The sequence below is a fragment of the Bradyrhizobium sp. Arg237L genome (assembly GCF_029990105.1).
In the GTDB taxonomy this organism is placed as follows: domain Bacteria; phylum Pseudomonadota; class Alphaproteobacteria; order Rhizobiales; family Xanthobacteraceae; genus Bradyrhizobium.
In genome coordinates this window covers 1-18,903 of the sequence record NZ_JAQMIL010000113.1, presented here as the reverse complement: position 1 = coordinate 18,903, position 18,903 = coordinate 1, and the positions used below count along the sequence as shown (strand labels likewise).

At 63.5% G+C, this 18,903-nt stretch carries 18 protein-coding genes; 13 read left to right on the top strand and 5 right to left on the bottom strand.

The features are described 5' to 3' along the window. Nucleotides 1-335: 335 nt before the first annotated feature. From OZ411_RS40470 to OZ411_RS40460, 3 genes are read left to right on the top strand one after another with little or no spacing between them, the layout of a single operon-like run. Nucleotides 336-1,349: a catalase gene (locus tag OZ411_RS40470; protein WP_282532410.1), complete on the top strand. Its 1,014-nt coding sequence runs from the start codon at nt 336-338 to the stop codon at nt 1,347-1,349. Between the two features lie 4 nt (nt 1,350-1,353). Further along, a complete protein-coding gene (locus OZ411_RS40465) occupies nt 1,354-2,070 on the top strand; it encodes a hypothetical protein (RefSeq protein ID WP_282532409.1) in 717 nt (238 codons plus the stop codon). Next, nucleotides 2,067-3,497: a hypothetical protein gene (locus OZ411_RS40460; RefSeq protein WP_282532408.1), complete on the top strand. Its 1,431-nt coding sequence runs from the start codon at nt 2,067-2,069 to the stop codon at nt 3,495-3,497. Before OZ411_RS40465 ends, OZ411_RS40460 begins: the two co-directional genes overlap by 4 nt. Here OZ411_RS40460 and OZ411_RS40455 read toward each other — a convergent pair. Together OZ411_RS40455 and OZ411_RS40450 are read right to left on the bottom strand one after the other, a co-directional pair. After that, nucleotides 3,483-3,962: a DUF3455 domain-containing protein gene (locus tag OZ411_RS40455; RefSeq protein ID WP_282532407.1), complete on the bottom strand. Its 480-nt coding sequence runs from the start codon at nt 3,960-3,962 to the stop codon at nt 3,483-3,485. The genes OZ411_RS40460 and OZ411_RS40455 overlap by 15 nt on opposite strands. A 222-nt stretch (nt 3,963-4,184) precedes the next feature. After that, entirely contained in the window at nt 4,185-5,399 is a 1,215-nt protein-coding gene (locus OZ411_RS40450) for an NADP-dependent isocitrate dehydrogenase (RefSeq protein ID WP_282532406.1), read from the bottom strand. A 371-nt stretch (nt 5,400-5,770) separates the two neighbouring features. Here OZ411_RS40450 and OZ411_RS40445 point away from each other — a divergent pair, with 371 nt between their 5' ends. Further along, complete coding sequence (locus OZ411_RS40445) at nt 5,771-6,970, top strand: TrmJ/YjtD family RNA methyltransferase (RefSeq protein ID WP_282532405.1); 1,200 nt, start codon at nt 5,771-5,773, stop codon at nt 6,968-6,970. Nucleotides 6,971-7,086: 116 nt separating this feature from the next. On the opposite strand, the gene OZ411_RS40440 is transcribed toward OZ411_RS40445, so the two are convergent. Together OZ411_RS40440 and OZ411_RS40435 are read right to left on the bottom strand one after the other, a co-directional pair. Next, complete coding sequence (locus tag OZ411_RS40440; RefSeq protein ID WP_282532404.1) at nt 7,087-8,301, bottom strand: GGDEF domain-containing protein; 1,215 nt, start codon at nt 8,299-8,301, stop codon at nt 7,087-7,089. A gap of 69 nt (nt 8,302-8,370) precedes the next feature. Then, nucleotides 8,371-10,329 (bottom strand): sigma 54-interacting transcriptional regulator, encoded by a 1,959-nt coding sequence (locus tag OZ411_RS40435; protein WP_282532403.1) that lies wholly within the window; start codon nt 10,327-10,329, stop codon nt 8,371-8,373. A 172-nt stretch (nt 10,330-10,501) separates the two neighbouring features. Here OZ411_RS40435 and OZ411_RS40430 point away from each other — a divergent pair, with 172 nt between their 5' ends. The 4 genes from OZ411_RS40430 (at nt 10,502) to cynS (ending at nt 14,233) form a co-directional block, all read left to right on the top strand. Beyond that, the gene (locus OZ411_RS40430; RefSeq protein WP_130582479.1) at nt 10,502-11,884 is read left to right on the top strand and encodes a CmpA/NrtA family ABC transporter substrate-binding protein; all 1,383 of its coding nucleotides are present in this window, start codon (nt 10,502-10,504) and stop codon (nt 11,882-11,884) included. 28 nt (nt 11,885-11,912) lie between these two features. Continuing rightward, nucleotides 11,913-12,749 (top strand): nitrate ABC transporter permease, encoded by an 837-nt coding sequence (gene ntrB / locus OZ411_RS40425; protein ID WP_130582478.1) that lies wholly within the window; start codon nt 11,913-11,915, stop codon nt 12,747-12,749. 4 nt (nt 12,750-12,753) lie between these two features. Next, on the top strand, nt 12,754-13,680 hold the full coding sequence (locus tag OZ411_RS40420; RefSeq protein WP_282532402.1) for an ABC transporter ATP-binding protein: 927 nt from the start codon (nt 12,754-12,756) through the stop codon (nt 13,678-13,680). A gap of 64 nt (nt 13,681-13,744) precedes the next feature. Then, nucleotides 13,745-14,233: a cyanase gene (gene cynS / locus OZ411_RS40415; protein WP_282532401.1), complete on the top strand. Its 489-nt coding sequence runs from the start codon at nt 13,745-13,747 to the stop codon at nt 14,231-14,233. A 122-nt stretch (nt 14,234-14,355) separates the two neighbouring features. Here the strand turns inward: cynS and OZ411_RS40410 are convergent, their stop codons facing one another. Further along, nucleotides 14,356-14,679, bottom strand: coding sequence for a DUF1476 domain-containing protein (locus OZ411_RS40410; protein ID WP_282532400.1), 324 nt, complete (start codon nt 14,677-14,679; stop codon nt 14,356-14,358). 333 nt (nt 14,680-15,012) lie between these two features. Here OZ411_RS40410 and purC point away from each other — a divergent pair, with 333 nt between their 5' ends. The 5 genes from purC to OZ411_RS40385 all read left to right on the top strand — a co-directional run bounded on the left by purC (nt 15,013) and on the right by OZ411_RS40385 (nt 18,568). Beyond that, nucleotides 15,013-15,780: a phosphoribosylaminoimidazolesuccinocarboxamide synthase gene (gene purC, locus OZ411_RS40405; protein ID WP_008974302.1), complete on the top strand. Its 768-nt coding sequence runs from the start codon at nt 15,013-15,015 to the stop codon at nt 15,778-15,780. A 15-nt stretch (nt 15,781-15,795) separates the two neighbouring features. Then, nucleotides 15,796-16,035: a phosphoribosylformylglycinamidine synthase subunit PurS gene (gene purS, locus OZ411_RS40400; protein WP_282532399.1), complete on the top strand. Its 240-nt coding sequence runs from the start codon at nt 15,796-15,798 to the stop codon at nt 16,033-16,035. Beyond that, entirely contained in the window at nt 16,035-16,736 is a 702-nt protein-coding gene (gene purQ, locus OZ411_RS40395) for a phosphoribosylformylglycinamidine synthase subunit PurQ (RefSeq protein ID WP_282532398.1), read from the top strand. Before purS ends, purQ begins: the two co-directional genes overlap by 1 nt. After that, nucleotides 16,733-17,701: a tripartite tricarboxylate transporter substrate binding protein BugD gene (locus OZ411_RS40390; protein WP_282532397.1), complete on the top strand. Its 969-nt coding sequence runs from the start codon at nt 16,733-16,735 to the stop codon at nt 17,699-17,701. Before purQ ends, OZ411_RS40390 begins: the two co-directional genes overlap by 4 nt. A gap of 129 nt (nt 17,702-17,830) precedes the next feature. Further along, nucleotides 17,831-18,568 carry a tetratricopeptide repeat protein gene (locus OZ411_RS40385; protein WP_282532396.1) on the top strand — a complete coding sequence of 246 codons (738 nt, stop codon included), beginning with the start codon at nt 17,831-17,833 and terminating at the stop codon, nt 18,566-18,568. The last annotated feature ends 335 nt before the right edge of the window (nt 18,569-18,903 follow it).

The following is an 18,903-nucleotide window of genomic DNA, read 5'->3' as shown; positions in this document are numbered from 1 at the left end:
AATTAGAAGCTCGGCGGCCACGAAATGCGCCAGTGCGCTCCAAGTTGCACCATTTTCACACGGCCTGGGCCAAATCCGGACTGTTGCACCGCAAGGACATGCACTCAGCCGATCGTTTTATCGGTGCGCGAGCACCGTCTGGAGCACGTCGATCACTGCTGTCAGATCCGAATTGCTTGGCGCTTCGTTCGGCTAATTTGTGAACTACGTCACATGTCCGACTTGCGATCAAATGTAAGGTTTGGCGGTGGGCGCAGGCTGAATTCGATCGACATCGCTAACGCGTCAAGCGCCAACGGCACCTGGGATGCCGGTCCGTTCGCAATGGAGGGGGCATGGGCGATTCATCGGTAGCAGGGCGGCTCGTCGACGCCATCATTGCCAATTTGCCGGAGCCTGCCCCCGGGCAAAGGCCGGTGCACACGATCGGCGTGGGCGTAGACGGCTATTTCATGGCTTCGGACGTGGCGCGCAACTATTGCATCGCAGAGCACTTCAAGGGACAGCGCATTCGCGTGTCGGTGAGGTTCTCCAACGGACAAGGGGGGCCGAAGCAGCATGATGGATGGTCCGATGTTCGGGGAATGGCGACACGTTTCCACCTGCAGGACGGGACGGCAGCCGACCTGATCGCTACGACGCTCGCCGAATTCTTCGCCCGCAATGTTGAGGACTTTTTCGAGTTCACCAAGGTCGCGCGGCAGCAGCCGGTTCAAAGAGAATCCCCGTGGCGGAAGATTCTCGACATGTTGCAGCTCAAGGAGCCTGCTCGCGACCCGTACCCGAAGCAAACGACGAGTGACGGTGCGGGAATACTCAATTACGCCAATCGGCGCCGGTTCGCCCAGTTGGCGGTGTTCGAAGCCGGGGTGATCGGCGCCCCGGTGAGCTATGCCCGCGCGACCTATCACGCCATCCACACCTTCATGGTGGAAGATCCCCATGGAGTACGTCGTCCCGTTCGCTTTTCCTGGCAGCCGGTTGCAGGCGTTCGTACGACCGATCCCGTTGCTACGCCGGTCGATAAATATCTGCGCCATGAACTTGAAGAGCGCCTGCGGCGGTGGCCGGCCCGGTTCATGCTGATGATGACAATCGGCGAAGCGGGCGACGCGCTCGACGATCCCACAAAGCCTTGGCCGGCCAGGCGAGTCCGGGTCGTCATGGGCACCCTTACGCTCACCAATCTCGCCAAGGATCAGGTCGCGGACGGCGAACGCATCAGTTTTAATCCCTGGCGTCTCGTACATGGCATCGAGCCCTCCGGGGATCCGATCCTCCACGCCCGCCGGTGCGCTTATGAAGTCTCGCGTGAAATGCGCGACGGGTGCCCTTTCAGGTGGAGTTAAGCTGATGCCGGGTGCGGAAGGATGGTTCGATCGGTTTGTTAACGGGTTGCCCGAGACGCGCGTATTCCAGCACCTGGCGTCGTGGGTCCTGGTGCCTTACTGGGCGTGGCGCATGCCGGTGAAGCCGCTGCCCGGTGGTCCCCACCCATCGATCCAGCCTGGCGACAATCTCCAGTGCATGATGAACCTGATCATGCCGCTGAAGGAGAAGTCGCCGATCGGCAGAGCGAAGGCAGCGCTAGCGATCGCGCAAAACAAGGATGCGATATATGCCGGATTGGACAATGTCGGCACGGTGCACTTTGCGCGCTTCGTCATCGTCGGCGACAATATTTGCATGTTCTCCGTCTACGACGGAGACTTCACCAACTACATTCGAGACTTCATCGCCACGATCGGCAGCGTGTTCAACGCCGTGGTCGAACTTGTCGAAGGAGGGGAGGCCGTGATTCCCTGCGAGCATAATGTCGAGGCGTTCATCCAATGGGTGCACGAGCGCGACCTGTACCAGGTGCCGGACACGGCCACCGATCTTCTGAGAGACCAGGAAGCTTTGAACGGCGACAAGGCCGCATCAGGCAATGACGATTTGCGCCTGCTTCCGCGCAAAGTGGTCCTCCAGCTCCGCGTCAACGCGAACGTTTCGCTCGGCAGCGGCTACCGGGCTTATCCCGGATTTTCGGCGGCTCAGGTCCGCAACCAACTGGGGATAGGCTGGTGAGCGCAGTATTCGACGCCGCTGATGTACAGGGCAATATTTTGCGTGGCTATCGCAAGCCTCGCGTGCGCTACCTCATTCTTGAAGTCGCCGATCGCATCGCTGTCCGGCGCTGGCTCGCCGCCTCGACATCCGGGCGCGGCGACGATGTTCCGCAGATAACGACCGGGAATTGGGGGAGAACCAAGCCGGACACCTGTTTCAACATTGGCCTGACCTACGAGGGACTGCGCGCCCTCGGCGCGCCGAATTCTTCACTTGAAATGTTTCCGAATGAATTCATCGAAGGCATGAACGCCCGCGCCTTGAAGCTTGGCGATGTCGGGCCGAGCGCGCCGGAAACCTGGCCAGCTCCCTTCGATGCCCCCAAGCGGATCCATCTCATCGCCACGATCTACGCCGACGAAGTCGCGCAGCTCGACCAAATCCAGCAGCGCGCCCTCACCGACGGAAAGGCCTTCAGGCTGCTCGGTGCACTTGAGGGCTGCGCCTTCCCCAACGACGTCGTTCACTTCGGGTATCGCGACAACATCATGCAACCGAGATTCGCGGAGGTTCATGACGGACAACGCTATGAAGACGGACAACCCAAGGCGCCGCTCGGCACCGTGTTGCTGGGACATCCGACCAACTTCGAAGGTTTGACGTGGCGGGTGCCTCAACCCGAAGCGTTGGGACACAACGGCACCTTTAATGCCTTTCGCGTGCTGGAACAGGATGTGGTTGGCTTTGAGGAGTATCTCGACCGAGCCGCGTCGGATTTGCTCACACGCCCGCAAATCGACGAGTTGCTGCCACCTGGTGCTGAAGCGAAAATCGGCCAAGCCTTGTCAATCGAAGGCCTGTCACGTCACGCGGCCTTGCGCGAGGTCGTCGCTGCCCACCTGTGCGGCCGGTGGCGCGATGGCACGCCGATGGCGCTGTCCCCGGATGCGCCTGATCCCAAAGTGGATCAGGCGAATTTTGACTACGTTGGCGACTCCCGCTGCCCCTTTGGGGCGCATATCCGGCGGAGCAACCCGCGGGGCGGCCAGATCGTGCAACGGGTGGCGAACAACAGTCGGCGTCTTGTTCGGCGTGGGATGCCCTATGGACCACTCTATGATCCGGCGAAGCCTCGTGATCCGAGCAAACCCGAACCGGAACGGGGCCTGCTCGGCAACTTCATTGGGGCGAGTCTCGGCGCACAGTTCGAAGCCATGTCCTGTGATTGGCTGAATCTTGGTCTCCAGGATCCGCGCATCACCGGCTCCAACGATCCGATCACAGGCGCGAACGATCCTGGCACGAGCTGGTTCGACTTGCCGCTCAAATCCGGCACGACGATCCGGCTGCGAGGGTTGCCGCGATTCGTCCGGACTCGGGGCGGCGCCTATGCGTTCCTGCCGAGCATCCCGGCGATCCGTTTTCTGGGATCACTGATGGCGTGAGTCCTCCTTGCGGAGAAACACGTAGTCCGCGGAGTATGGCGCGCTGTGGGTCGCGCCGGCCTTGTCGCAGGGGCCTTCGAGGATGCCACCCGCGGTGTTGATCCGCTGCACCGTGGTGACCCCGGACAGCGTGCCGCTGCCGCGCCGCGAGATCACTTCGAGCTTGAGCCAGGGAATGTCGTTCGGCGTCGCGCCGGGCGCACTGCCGGAAGTCCGGCCGAGCACGACGCTGCCGTCGACATGCTCCCAGTTCGGTCCGGCATAGTGGCGGCCGACGGTCTTGCCGTCGGCCATCAGCGTTGCGATCGGTTCGCGAAAGGCCCAGGCCAGCTTGCCTTCGAGGCCAGCCTTGCACTCGTAGACCTGCGCGCCTTCGGCGTGGACGCTGAGCACGACCGCTTCACCCGGCGCGGCGATGGTCTCGGGGAGGGATTCCGCGGCGGAAGCCTCCGTCACGGAACCCATTAGTAGAAGGGCGATCGTGGCTGTCCTAAGCGACGGCATTAGATGCCCTTATTGGAACGGCGCTTGCCAAATTCCGTCATTGCGAGGAGCGAAGCGACGAAGCAATCCATAGTGCCGCGGGGGTAGATGGATTGCTTCGCGGAGCCTGTCATCGGGCGACGCTTGCTTCGACCCGTTGGCTCGCAATGACGGGTGATAGAGCTTCGCGAGTGCAAAGGCGGCTTAGGCCGCCGTCGCCTTGGTGAGGTTCTCGGCGACCTTGTCGAGGAAGCCGGTGGTCGACAGCCAGCGCTGGTCGGCGCCGACCAGGAGCGCGAGGTCCTTGGTCATATAGCCGTCCTCGACGGTCTGGACGCAGACCTTCTCCAGCGTGTCGGCGAACTTCGCAAGCTCAACGTTGTTGTCGAGCTTGGCGCGGTGGGCGAGGCCACGGGTCCAGGCGAAGATCGAGGCGATCGAGTTGGTCGAGGTCTCCTTGCCCTTCTGGTGCTCGCGGTAGTGCCGGGTCACCGTGCCGTGGGCAGCTTCGGCTTCCACAGTCTTACCGTCGGGTGTGAGCAGCACCGAGGTCATCAGGCCGAGCGAGCCATAGCCCTGCGCCACGGTGTCGGACTGCACGTCGCCGTCATAGTTCTTGCAGGCCCAGACATAGCCGCCGGACCATTTCAGGGCCGAGGCCACCATGTCGTCGATCAGGCGGTGCTCGTAGGTAAGTCCCTTCGCGTCGAACTCCTTCTTGAATTCGCGGTCGAAGACATCCTGGAAGATGTCCTTGAAGCGGCCGTCATAGACCTTGAGGATGGTGTTCTTGGTCGAGAGGTAGACCGGATAGTTCCGCATCAGGCCGTAATTGAAGGAGGCGCGGGCGAAGTCGACGATGGAGTCGTCGAGATTGTACATCTCCATCGCGACGCCGGCGCCGGGCGTCTTGAACACTTCCTTCTCGATCACGGTGCCGTCCTCGCCGACGAATTTCAGCGAGAGGGTGCCCTTGCCGGGGAACCTGATGTCGGTGGCGCGGTACTGGTCGCCATAGGCGTGGCGGCCGATGATGATCGGCTTGGTCCAGCCGGGAACCAGGCGCGGCACGTTCTTGCAGATGATCGGCTCGCGGAAGATCACGCCGCCCAGGATGTTGCGGATGGTGCCGTTCGGCGACTTCCACATCTCCTTGAGGCCGAATTCCTTCACGCGGGCTTCGTCCGGGGTGATGGTGGCGCATTTGACGCCGACGCCGACCTTCTTGATCGCTTCCGCCGCATCGATCGTGACCTTGTCGTTGGTCTTGTCGCGGTACTCCATCCCCAGGTCGAAATACATCAGGTTGATGTCAAGGAACGGGTGGATCAGCTTGTCCTTGATGTACTGCCAGATGATCCGGGTCATCTCGTCGCCATCGAGTTCGACGACGGGGTTGGTCACCTTGATTTTTGCCATGGGAATAGGGCCTCTTGGGGGAACAGCGCGCTTTCGGGCGCGACTAGCGGATTATCCTCGGGGCTATAGCACCGGGAAAGCGCCGGCGGAAGCCAAGGGGTTATGCAGTTTCGGCTCATCTTTTAGCCGAGAATGCCGCCGCTATGTCTCATGCTTCAGGCGGCAGCGGAAGAGTGGAAGTGGGGTTGCGACGCTTCGCATCTCAGGTTTCGGATGAAGATTCAAGAACAGCCGTAAAGCCATTATTCCGCTTGAGAAATTTGCGCCCGCGGGGCAATCCGGGCGCAGCAGGAAACTTGGCACTCTGATTCAACTCCTTCAGGACCTGAATCAGATTGTTCAGAGATTGAATCAGGAAGCGAAGTTCTAAGATGTCCGGCACCGACAAGACCAAGACCGGCCACGACCTCAGGGGTCCCGTGGTGATCCTGGTCGAACCGCAGCTTGGCGAGAACATCGGCATGGCTGCGCGTGCGATGGGCAATTTTGCGCTGTCGCGGCTCCGGCTGGTCAATCCGCGCGACGGCTGGCCGAACATCGCCGCGCAGCGCGCCGCCGCCGGCGCCGACCATATCCTCGACGGGGTCGAGTTGTTCGACACCGTCGCGCAGGCGGTCGCCGATCTCGACCTGCTCTATGCCACTACCGCCCGTGCGCATGACCAGGCCAAGCCGGTGGTCGGGCCAGAGGCGGCCGCGCGCGAGATCGTGACGCATGTGGCCGATGGCGGCGGGGCCGGCATCCTGTTCGGTCGCGAGCGCGCCGGCCTGACCAACGAGGAGGTCGCGCTAGCCAACCGCATCGTCACCTTCCCGGTCAATCCCGGCTTTGCCTCGCTGAACCTGGCCCAGGCGGTGCTGCTGATGGGCTATGAGTGGTTCAAGCTCGCGACGTCGGGCGGGCTGCCGTTCGTAATGCCAGAGCGATCTGAGCGCGCCTCGCAGCACCAGGTCCAGGCCTTCTTCGACAATCTGGTCGCCGAGCTCGATAAGGTCGAGTTCCTGCGGCCGCGCGAGAAGCGCGACACCATGCTGGTCAACCTGCGCAACATCTTCACCCGGATGGAGCCGACCAAGCAGGACATGCATACCCTGCACGGGGTGATCATGGCGATCGCCGAGGGACGCAAGGGGCCGGCCAAGGGCGGCGTGCTCGACGGCGAGCAGGCGACCCGGCTCCGTGCGCTGTTGGCCGAGCAGGGGCAGGGCGGCGGCGCCTCCGCCGATGCCAGCAGCACAGTGCGCGGGCTGGCGCGGCTGCTCCGGCGCAACCCGACCGATGCCGAGCGCATCCTGTGGCAGGCCCTGACCAAGGATCGCCGCTTCGCCGGCCTGTTCAAGCGCCAGACCCCGGTGGGGCGGCATATCCCCGATTTCGTCTCCTTCATCCACCGGATCGCGATCGAGCTGGAAAACCCTGACGAGAGCGAGACGATTGTTGCCGACCGGGCCAAGCGACGGGAATGGCTGGAGGAGCGAGACTATCGCGTCCTCAACCTGCGCGCGGCCGAAGTCGAGCGCGATCTGGCCGGCGAACTGGACCGGCTCGCATCGAACCTGCCGGTCCAGTGAGTAGCTCCGTAGCCCGGGTGGAGCGCCAGCGTAACCCGGGACATCTGCGTCAGCGTTTGCGAACCGCCCCCCCGGGTTGCGCTGCGCTCCACCCGGGCTACGAGACTTCTCAAATTCTAGGCCGCCATCCCGGCGCCCTTGGCCGCGTTGCTGTGTTGGAGCCGGCGCAGGGCGGCGAGGTTGATCTCGAAGGAAGCGAGGCAGCAGCGGGACTTGCCGGTGGATTTCGCTTCATAGAGCGCGGTATCGGCGGCCGAGAGCAACTCCTCGGCCTCCGTGCCGTGCTCCGGCGACATCGCAACGCCGACGCTGACGCCGACCTGGACGCAAATCTTCTCGCCCAGCCCATAGGACATCGCGACCTCGTCGATGATCCGATGTCCGATCGCGAGCGCCTGCTCCGCGGTGATGCTGTCGGCCAGCACCACGAATTCGTCGCCGCCCATGCGCGCGATGACGGCGCTATTGGGCAGGGCGCGGCGGAGCCGGTCGGCGACCAGTTGGAGCACCTTGTCCCCGGCCGCGTGCCCGAAGGTGTCGTTGATCGGCTTGAAATTGTCGAGATCGAAGAACAGCACGGCAAAGGAGCCCTCGTCGCGACTGGAGGCCTCCAGCTTCCTGTTGAGGGCATCGACGAAACCGGCGCGATTCCACAGGCCCGTGAGCGCGTCGTGCTGCGCCATGTGGCCGTTCTCGCGCTCGGCGCGCATGGTCGCGATCAGCATCCTGTTCAGCCGGAAGGCTGCGTCCGTCATCGCCGCGAGATAGAGCGGCACCTGTAGAAACACGAGGTAAAGCAGCGGCTCGCCGGCGAGCGCGGCGCCCGGGACGATCGGGCCGAGGGCGAGCAGGATCATCGTCCCGGCCAATCGCGGCGCGCTGAAATTGCGGAAGCAGATGCCGCCAACCATCGCCGCCGCCGACAGGCAGGCGAGCAGCGCGACGACCCGGTCGCCGCTGGCGAGGCTGACGACCACGCCGAACCCGACGCTGGCGCTCCAGGCGACCGCGAGCAGCACATGCAGGTCGGTCGGGGTCTGGCGCCGGCCACGCGCCCGGCGATGGGCGACGACCAATACCGTGAGGCGGGCGAGGCAAATCGCGACTTCGAGGCTGAACCAGGCGATGAACAATGCGGTCGGTTGCCGGATCGCGATCACGCCTGCCACCGCCATCGTGTTGACCGCGCCGGCCGCGAAGACCGGTAGCGATCCGTGGAGGTCGGCGATCAGCGCCGCGCGGATATCCTCGGGCGCGCCGGGACCGGCGTCGGCCAGCCAGCGCGTCACGCCCCAGCGCGGCCGGCTGTAAGGTCCCTTGTCCGACTTCATTGCAGAGCACCCCCGTCTTCCCGCCGTCTTCCCGGGGGTACAACAACACCGCGCCCGCCTAACAGGCTTTTAAGGCGCGCCCCGATCTCTCGCCGTGCTTGACGAGGGGTAAACCGGCCGCTGCCGTCCAGCAATTCCGAGCGCCTTGATCCGCGAGGCCAGCGTGGTCGGCTTCATGTCGAGCATTTCGGCCGCACCGCCGGGGCCGAACACCTTGCCGGCGCAGGCCTCGAGCGCCGCGACGATGTTGGCGCGCTCGTGATCGCGCAGCTCGGCCGCCGTCATCACTGTGGGACGCGCGTCGGCCTTCACGCGGGCCGAGCCGGCCGAAGACTGGCTGCCGGACGCATCGGGCAGGTCGATGCGCAGGCGCCCGTTCTGGGCGAGGATCGCCGCGCGCTCGATCACGTTCTGCAGTTCGCGGACATTGCCCGGCCAGTCGTAGCGGGCAAGGCGCCTGGCGTCGCCCTCCGACAGGCGCAGATCGGATTTCAGCGCCTTGCTTTCGCTGCTCAGGAAATGCTGCGCCAGCAGTGGAATGTCCTCGCGACGCTCGCGCAAGGGTACCGACTCGATCGGAAACACATTGAGGCGGAAATAGAGATCCTCGCGAAACCGGCCGCGCTGCACCTCCTGCTTGAGGTCGCGGTTGGTGGCGGCGATCAGCCGCACATCCACGGTGCGGGTGCGCTCCTCGCCGACCCGCTCGAAATTGCCCTCCTGCAGCACGCGCAGCAGCTTGCCCTGCAGCTCCAGCGGGATTTCGCCGACCTCGTCTAGAAACAGCGTGCCGCCGTCGGCCAGCTCGAATCGGCCGATGCGATCGCGCGTGGCGCCCGTGAAGGCGCCGCGGACATGACCGAAGAACTCGCTCTCGAACAGCTCGCGCGGGATCGCGGCGCAGTTGACGCGGATCAGCGGCCGGTCGGAGCGGCTGCTCGCCTCATGGATGGCGCGCGCGATCAACTCCTTGCCGGTGCCGGACTCGCCCGTGATCATCACCGCCGCTGACGTCGGCGCCACCAGCTTGACCTGGCGCAGCGTCTTCTGGATCGCCTCGCTCTGGCCGATGATGCCGCGCGGATTGGTCTCGATCCGGATTTCTTCCTGCAGGTAGGCGTTTTCCAGCTCCAGCCGCTCGCGCAGCCGATCGACCTCGGCAAGCGCCGCATGCAGCTTCTCGTCCGCCTCGCGCCGCTGGCTGACGTCGCGAAACACCACGACGGCGCCAACCACGACGCCGCGGTCGCGGATCGGCGTCGAGGTGTATTCGACCCAGACCGGCGAGCCATCCTTGCGCCAGAACACTTCGCCGTCGACCTGGTGCACGGCGCCGTCGCGGAACGCCGCATAGATCGGGCAATCATGATCGGGATAGTGCCGCCCGTCATGATGGGTGTGATGGACGACCGGGTGGATCTCCTTGCCGACCAGTTCCTCGGCGGTCCAGCCCAGCATCCGTTCGGCGGCCGGGTTGACGAACGTGGTGTTTCCTTCCGCGTTCACGCCATAAATGCCTTCGCCGGCGGCGCGCAGGATCAGTTGGTTCTCGCGCTCGATGTCCTGGAAGACCCGCTCGACCCGCTGCCAGGTGGCAATGCCGCTGCGCATGTGGTCCTCGGCGGCGGCATCGACATAGCGCCGGCGGCGCGCGTCGAGGTCGCTCATCGTCAGCAGCATCAGCGTGCGCCCGTCATGCGGCACCACGCAGCCGGCATATTCGATCCTGAGATTCTGTCCGGTCGCATGCCGCGGTGTCAGCGCATCGGTCCAATACGCGCCCTTGTCGAGCACCGCCTGGGTGAAGACGATCAGGGCCGGCAATTGGCCTGCGTGCAGCGCGCTCACCTTGGTCTGGCGCAGCAGCGCGCGGTCGTAGCCGAGCAGCGAGCAGGCGGCGGGGTTGGCGTCGAGGATCACGTCGGCATGGGGATCGAGCAGCAGCGTCGGCTCGATCGAGCACTCGAAGGCGGCGGCACGCAGGTCCGCATCGTGCGCGCTCGCCGTTGCGCTGAGAGCCAGGTCCATCGTGCAGGTCGCCCCGAAAAATCGTAATTTGATTACGATTTTTCGTGTATCACGAGTTTTTGTAGTCGCCCAGGGCACGGATAAAAGCCTGCGACATCAATGCCATCGGCTCAAAAAAGAGGCTGGCACGGACCTTGCGTAAATCCACGGCAAACGCCGCGCAGGAGGTCCGATGTCCATCTTCGACAATCCATTCGATCCCGATCGCAATCTCCGCACCGGCTGCAGTTGCGGTCGCCATCTCAGCGAAGCCGAGCACCGGAATGAGGCGCTGGCGCTGCGCTGCGAGCCCGCGGAAAGCGAGGACAGGCGCTACGAGGGCGTCGTCGCCTCAGCCGTGATGCGCGCGGTGTTTCCGCAGGACGCGACCCGGCGCGCGTTCCTGAAGTCGGTCGGCGCCTCCACGGCGCTCGCGGCGCTGTCGCAGTTCTTCCCGATCAAGGCGGCGACCGAGGTCTTCGCGCAAGGCGCTGCGCCTGAGAAGAAGGACCTCAAGGTCGGCTTCATTCCGATCACCTGCGCGACCCCGATCATCATGGCCGCGCCGATGGGCTTCTACGCCAAGCACGGACTGAACGTGGAGGTGATCAAGACCGCCGGCTGGGCCGTGATCCGCGACAAGACCATCAACAAGGAATACGACGCCGCGCACATGCTGTCGCCGATGCCGCTCGCCATCACCATGGGCGTCGGCTCCAACCCGCTGCCCTACACGATGCCGGCGGTCGAGAATATCAACGGTCAGGCGATCACGCTTTCGATCAAGCACAAGGACAAGCGCGATCCCAAGGATTGGAAGGGCTTCAAGTTCGCCGTACCCTTCGACTATTCGATGCACAATTATCTGCTGCGCTACTATCTCGCCGAACACGGCCTCGACCCCGACGTCGATGTGCAGATCCGCGCGGTGCCGCCACCGGAGATGGTCGCCAATCTGCGCGCCGACAATATCGACGGTTTCCTTGGGCCCGATCCGATGAACCAGCGCGCGGTCTATGACGGCGCAGGCTTCATCCACATCCTGACCAAGGATATCTGGGAAGGCCATCCCTGCTGCGCCTTCGCGGCATCGAAGGAGTTCGTCACCTCGATGCCGAATACCTATGGCGCGCTCCTGAAATCGATCATCGAAGCCACCGCGTTCGCCCACAAGGCCGAGAACCGCAAGCAGATCGCGGAGGCGATCGCGCCGGCGAACTACCTGAACCAGCCGCAGATCGTGCTCGAGCAGATCCTGACGGGCACCTTCGCCGACGGTCTCGGCAATGTCGTCACGCAGCCGGGCCGCGTCGATTTCGATCCATTCCCCTGGCAGTCCTTCGCCGTCTGGATCATGACCCAGATGAAGCGCTGGGGTCAGATCAAGGGCGACGTCGATTACAAGGCGGTGGCCGAGCAGGTCTATCTCGCCACCGACACCGGCAAGCTGATGGCCGAGATGGGGCTCACGGCGCCGACAACCACGTACAAGTCGTTCGCAGTGATGGGCAAGACGTTCGATCCCACGAAGGCCGACGATTACCTCGCGAGCTTCAAGATCAGGAAGGCGTCGTGAAGGTGCTCCCGCATACGGGGAGGAGCAGATGAACTCGCTTCGCCTGCGCGCGGCGATCGTCTCGATTGTGCTGTTCGCCGCCTTCATCGGCGTCTGGCATCTTGCGACCCGCAGCACCGGTCCGGCCGTGAACATGAGCCCGGAATACGCGAAGCTGATGGGGCTCACCGCCACGCAAGGCAAATCGGCGATGCCGGGTCCGCTCGATGTCGGCGCCAAATTGTGGGAGCACCTGAGGCGGCCGTTCTACGACAACGGGCCGAACGACAAGGGGCTTGGCATCCAGCTCGCTTATTCGATCGGCCGCGTCGGGCTCGGCTATCTGATCGCGGTATCAGTCGCGATCCCGCTCGGCTTCCTGATCGGCATGTCGCCGTTGATCAGCAGGGCGCTCGACCCGTTCATCCAGGTCTTGAAGCCGATCTCGCCGCTCGCCTGGATGCCGCTCGCGCTCTACACCATCAAGGATTCCTCGATTTCAGCGATCTTCGTGATCTTCATCTGCTCGGTGTGGCCGATGCTGCTCAACACGGCGTTCGGCGTCGCCGGCGTGCGCAAGGAATGGATCAACGTCGCACGCACGCTCGAGGTTGGCACAGTCAGGCGCGCCTTCACGGTGATCCTGCCGGCCGCGGCGCCGACAATTCTGACCGGCATGCGGATCTCGATCGGCATCGCCTGGCTCGTGATCGTCGCCGCCGAGATGCTCGTCGGCGGCACCGGCATCGGCTATTTCGTCTGGAACGAGTGGAACAACCTCTCGATCACCAATGTCATCATCGCGATCCTCATGATCGGGATCGTCGGCATGCTGCTCGACCAGATCCTCGCGCGCTTCACGCGCATGGTCACGTTTCCGGAGTAGGGCGATGACCGACAAATTCATCTCGATCGAAGGCATCGCGCGGCGTTATCCGGGCGCGGTCGGCGGCACCACCACCGTGTTCGAGGACTTGTGGCTCTCGATGGCGCGGGGCGAATTCGGCTGTGTGATCGGCCATTCCGGCTGCGGCAAGACCACGGTGCTCAACATCCTTGCCGGCCTCGACGAGCCGAGCGAGGGCGCCGTGATCGTCGACGGGCAGGCGATCGAGGGCACGAGCCTTGACCGCGCCGTGATCTTCCAGAGCCATGCGCTGTTGCCCTGGCGCACCGTGCTCGGCAATGTCGCCTACGCCGTCAGCTCGAAATGGCGCAAATGGGATCGCGCCAAGGTCAAGACGCACGCGCAGAAGTTCATCGATCTCGTCGGCCTCACCGGTTCGGAGCACAAGCGCCCGTCCGAACTGTCCGGCGGCATGAAGCAGCGCGTCGGCATTGCGCGTGCGCTCTCGATCACGCCGAAGATCATGCTGATGGACGAGCCGTTCTCGGCGCTGGACGCGCTGACGCGCGGTACGCTGCAGGATGAGGTTCGGCGCATTTGTCTGGAGACCGGGCAGACCGCGTTCATGATCACCCACGACGTCGACGAGGCGATCTATCTCGCCGACAAGATATTCCTGATGACCAACGGCCCCGGCGCGGTCCTGGCCGAGATCGTCGAAAATCCGTTGCCCAAGGATCGTGGCCGGATCGATCTGCACCGCCATCCCTATTACTACGCGCTCCGCAACCACATCATCGATTTCCTGGTCAGCCGCAGCAAGAGCTTTGCGGCTGATGCCACCGATCACGACCCGCGCAACGTGCCCATAGTACGGCCCGGGCTGCCTGAATTGGCGATCGCGTCGGAAGCCGAGCCGCCAACCCAGACGTCATGGCCCGGCCTGTCCCGGCCATCCACGTCTTCCTGAACCCGATTAGCAACCTGGATGCCCGGAACGAGCCCGGGCATGACGAGCAGAAGGAGACCCTGACATGAAACGTTCCGACCTCACCGAAAAGCTGCTCGACATCAAGCGCGAGAAGGGCTGGAGCTGGAAATATATCTGCCAGGAGATCGGCGGCTATTCCGAGGTGCTGATCGTCGGCGCGGTCCTCGGCCAGATGAAGTTGACCAAGCCCCAGGCCGCGAATGCCGGCGAGCTGTTCGGCCTGTCCAAATCCGAAATCGCGATGCTGAACGAGACGCCGATGCGCGGGGAGGGCGTGCCGATGCCGCCGACCGATCCCCTGATCTACCGCTTCTACGAGCTCGTGATGGTCAACGGCCCGGCCTGGAAGGCGCTGATCGAGGAGGAGTTCGGCGACGGCATCATGTCGGCGATCGATTTCGACATGGTGATGGAGCGCCTGCCCAATCCGAAGGGTGATCGCGTCAAGTTCACGATGTCCGGAAAATTCCTGCCGTTCAAATATTACGGCGCCAGCGGCAACGTACCGGAATACGGATTTAAGGAAGGTTGATCACTTGTCGTCGTCATTCCGGGGCGCGCATAGCGCGAACCCGGAATCCATCGGACCACTTGCACGGGCGGAGAAATGGATTCCGGGCTCGTCCTTCGGACGCCCCGGAATGACGGAGGCCGTTAACCGCCTGACTTCACCTGCGCCACGGCCTGGACCAGCAGTTCGTCCATCTTGGCGCGGATTTGAGCTTCCGTGATGGCCTCGCCCTTCGCGGTGAGGTCCTTGAAGACCTTCTGCAGCACGTCCTGGTCGCCGGCTTCCTCGAAATCGGCGGCGACCACTTCCTTGGCGTAGGTGTTGGCGGCATCGCCCGCGAGGCCAAGCTTTTCCGCCGCCCACATGCCTAATAACTTGTTGCGGCGCGCCTCGGCCTTGAATTTCTGCTCCTCGTCGAGGGCGAATTTCTTCTCAAAACCTTCCTCGCGCTTATCGAATGTGGTCATCGGTGGTTCCAATTACTGCTGACGGACGGGTGGAGCTTGCGTTGCGGCAGCCCCGGCGGATGCCTAGATAGAAGGGACGAATCGGCAAGACAAGGAGCCGTTAAGCCGCAGGCAGAATGGCAGATTTTGGTGCCCTAATCCAAGGCGGATAAGTCGGCCAAAAGGGTCCGGGTCGATTGTGCTGGATGGGCCAATCGGATAGGTTGCCACACGGCTTGGTTCTTGTTCTGTTTGGGGTTCCAGGCTTCCGCGGCAGCTCCGTCGTGGGTCGCGATCCCTAGTCAACCGGAGCACACCAGATTCATGGATTTCAACAAAACACGGTACATCCCAATGAGCCGTCGACGCCGCATTTATGAAGGCAAGGCCAAGGTCCTTTACGAAGGTCCCGAGCCCGGAACCCTCATCCAGCACTTCAAGGACGACGCGACCGCGTTCAATGCCAAGAAACACCAGGTGATCGAGGGCAAGGGCGTCCTCAACAACCGGATTTCGGAGTACCTGTTTCAGCACCTCAACGACATCGGGGTGCCGACCCACTTCATCCGCCGCCTCAACATGCGCGAGCAGCTGATTCGCGAGGTCGAGATCGTGCCGCTGGAAGTGGTGGTGCGCAACGTCGCCGCCGGCTCGCTGTCACAGCGGCTCGGTATCGAGGAAGGTACCCAGTTGCCGCGCTCGATCATCGAATTCTACTACAAGAACGACCAGCTCAACGACCCCATGGTGTCGGAAGAGCACATCACCGCTTTCGGCTGGGCGACGCCGCAGGAGATCGACGACATCATGGCGCTCGCCATCCGCGTCAACGATTTCCTGACCGGGCTTTTCCTGGGGATCGGCATCCGACTGGTCGACTTCAAGATGGAATGCGGACGGCTGTTTGAGAACGAAATGATGCGGATCATCGTCGCCGACGAGATCTCGCCGGATTCCTGCCGGCTGTGGGACATCAAGTCGAACGAGAAGCTCGACAAGGACCGTTTCCGCCGCGACCTCGGCGGGCTGCTGGAAGCCTATACCGAGGTGGCGAAGCGGCTCGGCATTCTCATGGAGAACGAGCGGCCGGCCGGCTCGGGCCCGGTGCTGGTGAAGAGCTGAGGGGGCAAGGTTTAAGTGAAGGCACGCGTCACCGTTACGTTGAAATCCGGCATCCTCGATCCCCAGGGTAAAGCGATCGAGGGTGCCCTGAAATCGCTGGGCGTCGACGGCGTCGCCAGCGTCCGCCAGGGCAAGGTGTTCGACATCGAGCTTGCCGGCTCCGACCGCGCCAAGGCGGAAGCGGCTCTGAAGGATGCGGCGGACAGGCTGCTCGCGAATACCGTGATCGAGAATTATCGGGTCGAACTGCTCTGATGAAATCCGCCGTCCTCGTCTTTCCCGGCATCAATCGCGAGCGCGACATGGCGCGGGCGCTCAAGCTCATCTCGGGCAGGGAGCCGGCGATGGTCTGGCATGCCGAGACCTCGCTACCTGAAGGCACCGACCTCGTCGTCGTGCCCGGCGGCTTCTCCTATGGCGATTATCTGCGCTGCGGCGCGATTGCGGCGCGGGCGCCGATCATGGACGCGGTGCGCGACTATGCCGGCAAAGGCGGGCTCGTGCTCGGCGTCTGCAACGGTTTTCAGATCCTCTGCGAATCGGGCCTGCTGCCGGGCGTGCTGATGCGCAATGCGGGATTGAAGTTCATCTGCCACGACGTGCATCTGCGCGTCGAACGCTCCGACACGCCGTTCACCCGCGGCTACAATGCCGGCCAGGTGATCCGCGTCCCGGTCGCGCACGGCGAGGGCAATTACGAGGCGGACGAAGAGACGATCAAGCGGCTGGAAGGCGAGGGGCGGGTGCTCTATCGCTACTGCTCGCCGGAAGGCGTGGTCGACGAGCGCCACAACATCAACGGCGCCGCCCAATCGATCGCCGGGATCGTCAACGACGGCGGCAACGTGCTCGGCATGATGCCGCATCCGGAAAACCACGTCGAAGACATCATGGGCTGCACCGATGGCCGCGGCCTGTTCGCGGGCCTGGTCCAGCATCTGGAAAAGGCGGCGTGAAGGCTGTCGTCGCGAGATGGCTCGCGGCGATTGCGTCGCTTTGGCTTGCGACGACGGCGCAGGCCCAGGATTTCCCGAAACACCCCATCACCATGATCGTGCCGTTCGCGGCCGGCGGCACGTCCGACGTGATTGCGCGCGTGGTTGCCGAGCAGATGAGCGTGGCGCTGGGGCAGCCGATCGTGATCGAGAATGTCGCGGGCGCCGGTGGCTCGACCGCGCTGGCCCGGGCGGCGCGTGCCGAGCCGGACGGCTACACGATTGCGATCGGCAATGCCGGCACCAGCGCCGCCACCTACACGATCTACCCGAAATTGCCGTTCACGCCGGACTCCTTTGTGCCGTTCGCGGTGGTCGCAAAGACCTTTGGCATCATTGCGTTACGCAAGGATTTTCCTGCCAAGGATTTGCAGGAGTTCATCGCTTACGCGAAGAAGAATCCCGGCAAGATCAATCTTGGCCATGCCGGCGTCGGCTCATCGAATTACCTGATCTGCAAAAGTTTCGTGAACGCCGCCGGAATCGACGTGACGCTGGTCGGCTATCGCGGCGCGTCGCCGGCGCTGACGGACGCGATCGGCGGCCAGATCGACGGCGTTTGCGATGCGGCGGCCTCGGTATCGCAGGCGATCAACGAGAAGCTGGTGCGGGGGCTCGTGGTCGGCTCGACCGTGCGGCTCGCGACGCTGCCCGATCTGCCGACCTCGGCGGAAGCAGGCCTGCCTGAATTCGAGGCGCAGGGCTGGAACGGCCTGTTCGCGCCAAAGGGCACGCCGCCCGAGATCATCGCCAAATTTAACGCCGCGGCGCGGACCGCCGTGGAGAGCGAGGCGGTGAAAAAGCGCTTCACCGACCTCTCGACGGTTGCGCCCGACGCCAACGAGCATGCGCCGGACGTGCTGCAACAGCTCGTCGCGCGCGACGTCGAGAAATATCGGAAGCTGCTGGCGGACGACCAGAAGTAGGCGGATCGACCTTCATCGGTGCTTCACATTGAAAGCGCAGAAGCGACAACCGGGGATTGTCTGGTCGCGCCTGCAACGTTATCAATCAGGCGATTTAAGACGATCCATTTCAGTTTGCCGGAATTCGCCATGCCCGTTGCATTGGTTATTTTGCTGCTCGATATCTCGCTGATCTATCACGCCTCGCGCACCGGCCGCTTGCAGCCCTGGGCCTTCATCATTCTCATGGTACCGCTGATTGGCGCGCTGGCCTACATCGTGGTTGAGCTGATACCGGAATGGTATCAGGGGCCGGACGCGCGGCGGGCGCGCCAGCGCATCGCCAATCGTGTCGACCCGGAAAAGAAATATCGCGAACTGTCCGATCGATTGGCTGTGACGGACACCGTCGCAAACCGGGCCGCGCTGGCCGCGGAGTGCGCGAAAATCGGGCGGTTCGAGGAAGCCGAGCGCCACTACGACGACATCCTCAAGCTGCCGATGGGCCACGATCCCGCCTTTGCGCTGGGCAAGGCGCAGGCGCAATTCGCCTGCAATCGGCCGGCCGATGCGCTGGCCACGCTCGACGAATTGAAACAGCAATGGCCAGACTTCGAATCCGCCGAGGGCCATCTGCTTTATGCCCGCGCGCTTGCCGAAATAGGGCGGATCGACGAAGCGCTCGAGGAATATCACGCGGTCTCGGCCTATTTCCCTGGTGCGGAGGCCCGGGTCCGCTACGGCCTGCTGCTGCGCACGGCCGGCCGTACCGCCGAGGCGCGCGTCGTCTTCAACGAACTGCTGATCCAGATGCGGCGCGCGCCGAAATATCTGCGCAATGCCCAGTCCGAGTGGTTCGCGATCGCCGAGAAGCAGCTCTCCGCGTGAACAGGGGAGCGGCTGGATTACGCGCCTGTCAGCCGCGGCCGCAGCATCGTAAGGCGGATTAGCTAATTAGCGAAGCGTAACCCACCACCTCCCGAGCCTCAAACTCCGCCGTCATTCCGGGGCGCGCCCCATGGCGCGAGCCCGGAATCCACTTCTCAGCCTGCGCATGTGGCCCAATGGATTCCGGGCTCGTCCTTCGGACGCCCCGGAATGACGATGTGGAGACAATGGGTGCGACATAACAACCCGACGGGCAAATCACCGAAAGTCTGTCCAGCCCTCGCGCAAAAAACATTCCGCTTTCGCCGTCGGGCAAATCAGTGATTTAACTCCGC

Bases quoted from the DNA above. Each gene is read 5' to 3' on its own strand.
- OZ411_RS40470 (WP_282532410.1), top strand. From the start codon at position 336: ATGGGCGATTCATCGGTAGCAGGGCGGCTCGTCGACGCCATCATTGCC.
- OZ411_RS40465 (WP_282532409.1), top strand. From the start codon at position 1,354: ATGCCGGGTGCGGAAGGATGGTTCGATCGGTTTGTTAACGGGTTGCCC.
- OZ411_RS40455 (WP_282532407.1), bottom strand. From the start codon at position 3,962: ATGGGTTCCGTGACGGAGGCTTCCGCCGCGGAATCCCTCCCCGAGACC.
- OZ411_RS40450 (WP_282532406.1), bottom strand. From the start codon at position 5,399: ATGGCAAAAATCAAGGTGACCAACCCCGTCGTCGAACTCGATGGCGAC.
- OZ411_RS40445 (WP_282532405.1), top strand. From the start codon at position 5,771: ATGTCCGGCACCGACAAGACCAAGACCGGCCACGACCTCAGGGGTCCC.
- OZ411_RS40440 (WP_282532404.1), bottom strand. From the start codon at position 8,301: ATGAAGTCGGACAAGGGACCTTACAGCCGGCCGCGCTGGGGCGTGACG.
- OZ411_RS40435 (WP_282532403.1), bottom strand. From the start codon at position 10,329: ATGGACCTGGCTCTCAGCGCAACGGCGAGCGCGCACGATGCGGACCTG.
- OZ411_RS40430 (WP_130582479.1), top strand. From the start codon at position 10,502: ATGTCCATCTTCGACAATCCATTCGATCCCGATCGCAATCTCCGCACC.
- ntrB (WP_130582478.1), top strand. From the start codon at position 11,913: ATGAACTCGCTTCGCCTGCGCGCGGCGATCGTCTCGATTGTGCTGTTC.
- OZ411_RS40420 (WP_282532402.1), top strand. From the start codon at position 12,754: ATGACCGACAAATTCATCTCGATCGAAGGCATCGCGCGGCGTTATCCG.
- cynS (WP_282532401.1), top strand. From the start codon at position 13,745: ATGAAACGTTCCGACCTCACCGAAAAGCTGCTCGACATCAAGCGCGAG.
- OZ411_RS40410 (WP_282532400.1), bottom strand. From the start codon at position 14,679: ATGACCACATTCGATAAGCGCGAGGAAGGTTTTGAGAAGAAATTCGCC.
- purC (WP_008974302.1), top strand. From the start codon at position 15,013: ATGAGCCGTCGACGCCGCATTTATGAAGGCAAGGCCAAGGTCCTTTAC.
- purQ (WP_282532398.1), top strand. From the start codon at position 16,035: ATGAAATCCGCCGTCCTCGTCTTTCCCGGCATCAATCGCGAGCGCGAC.
- OZ411_RS40385 (WP_282532396.1), top strand. From the start codon at position 17,831: ATGCCCGTTGCATTGGTTATTTTGCTGCTCGATATCTCGCTGATCTAT.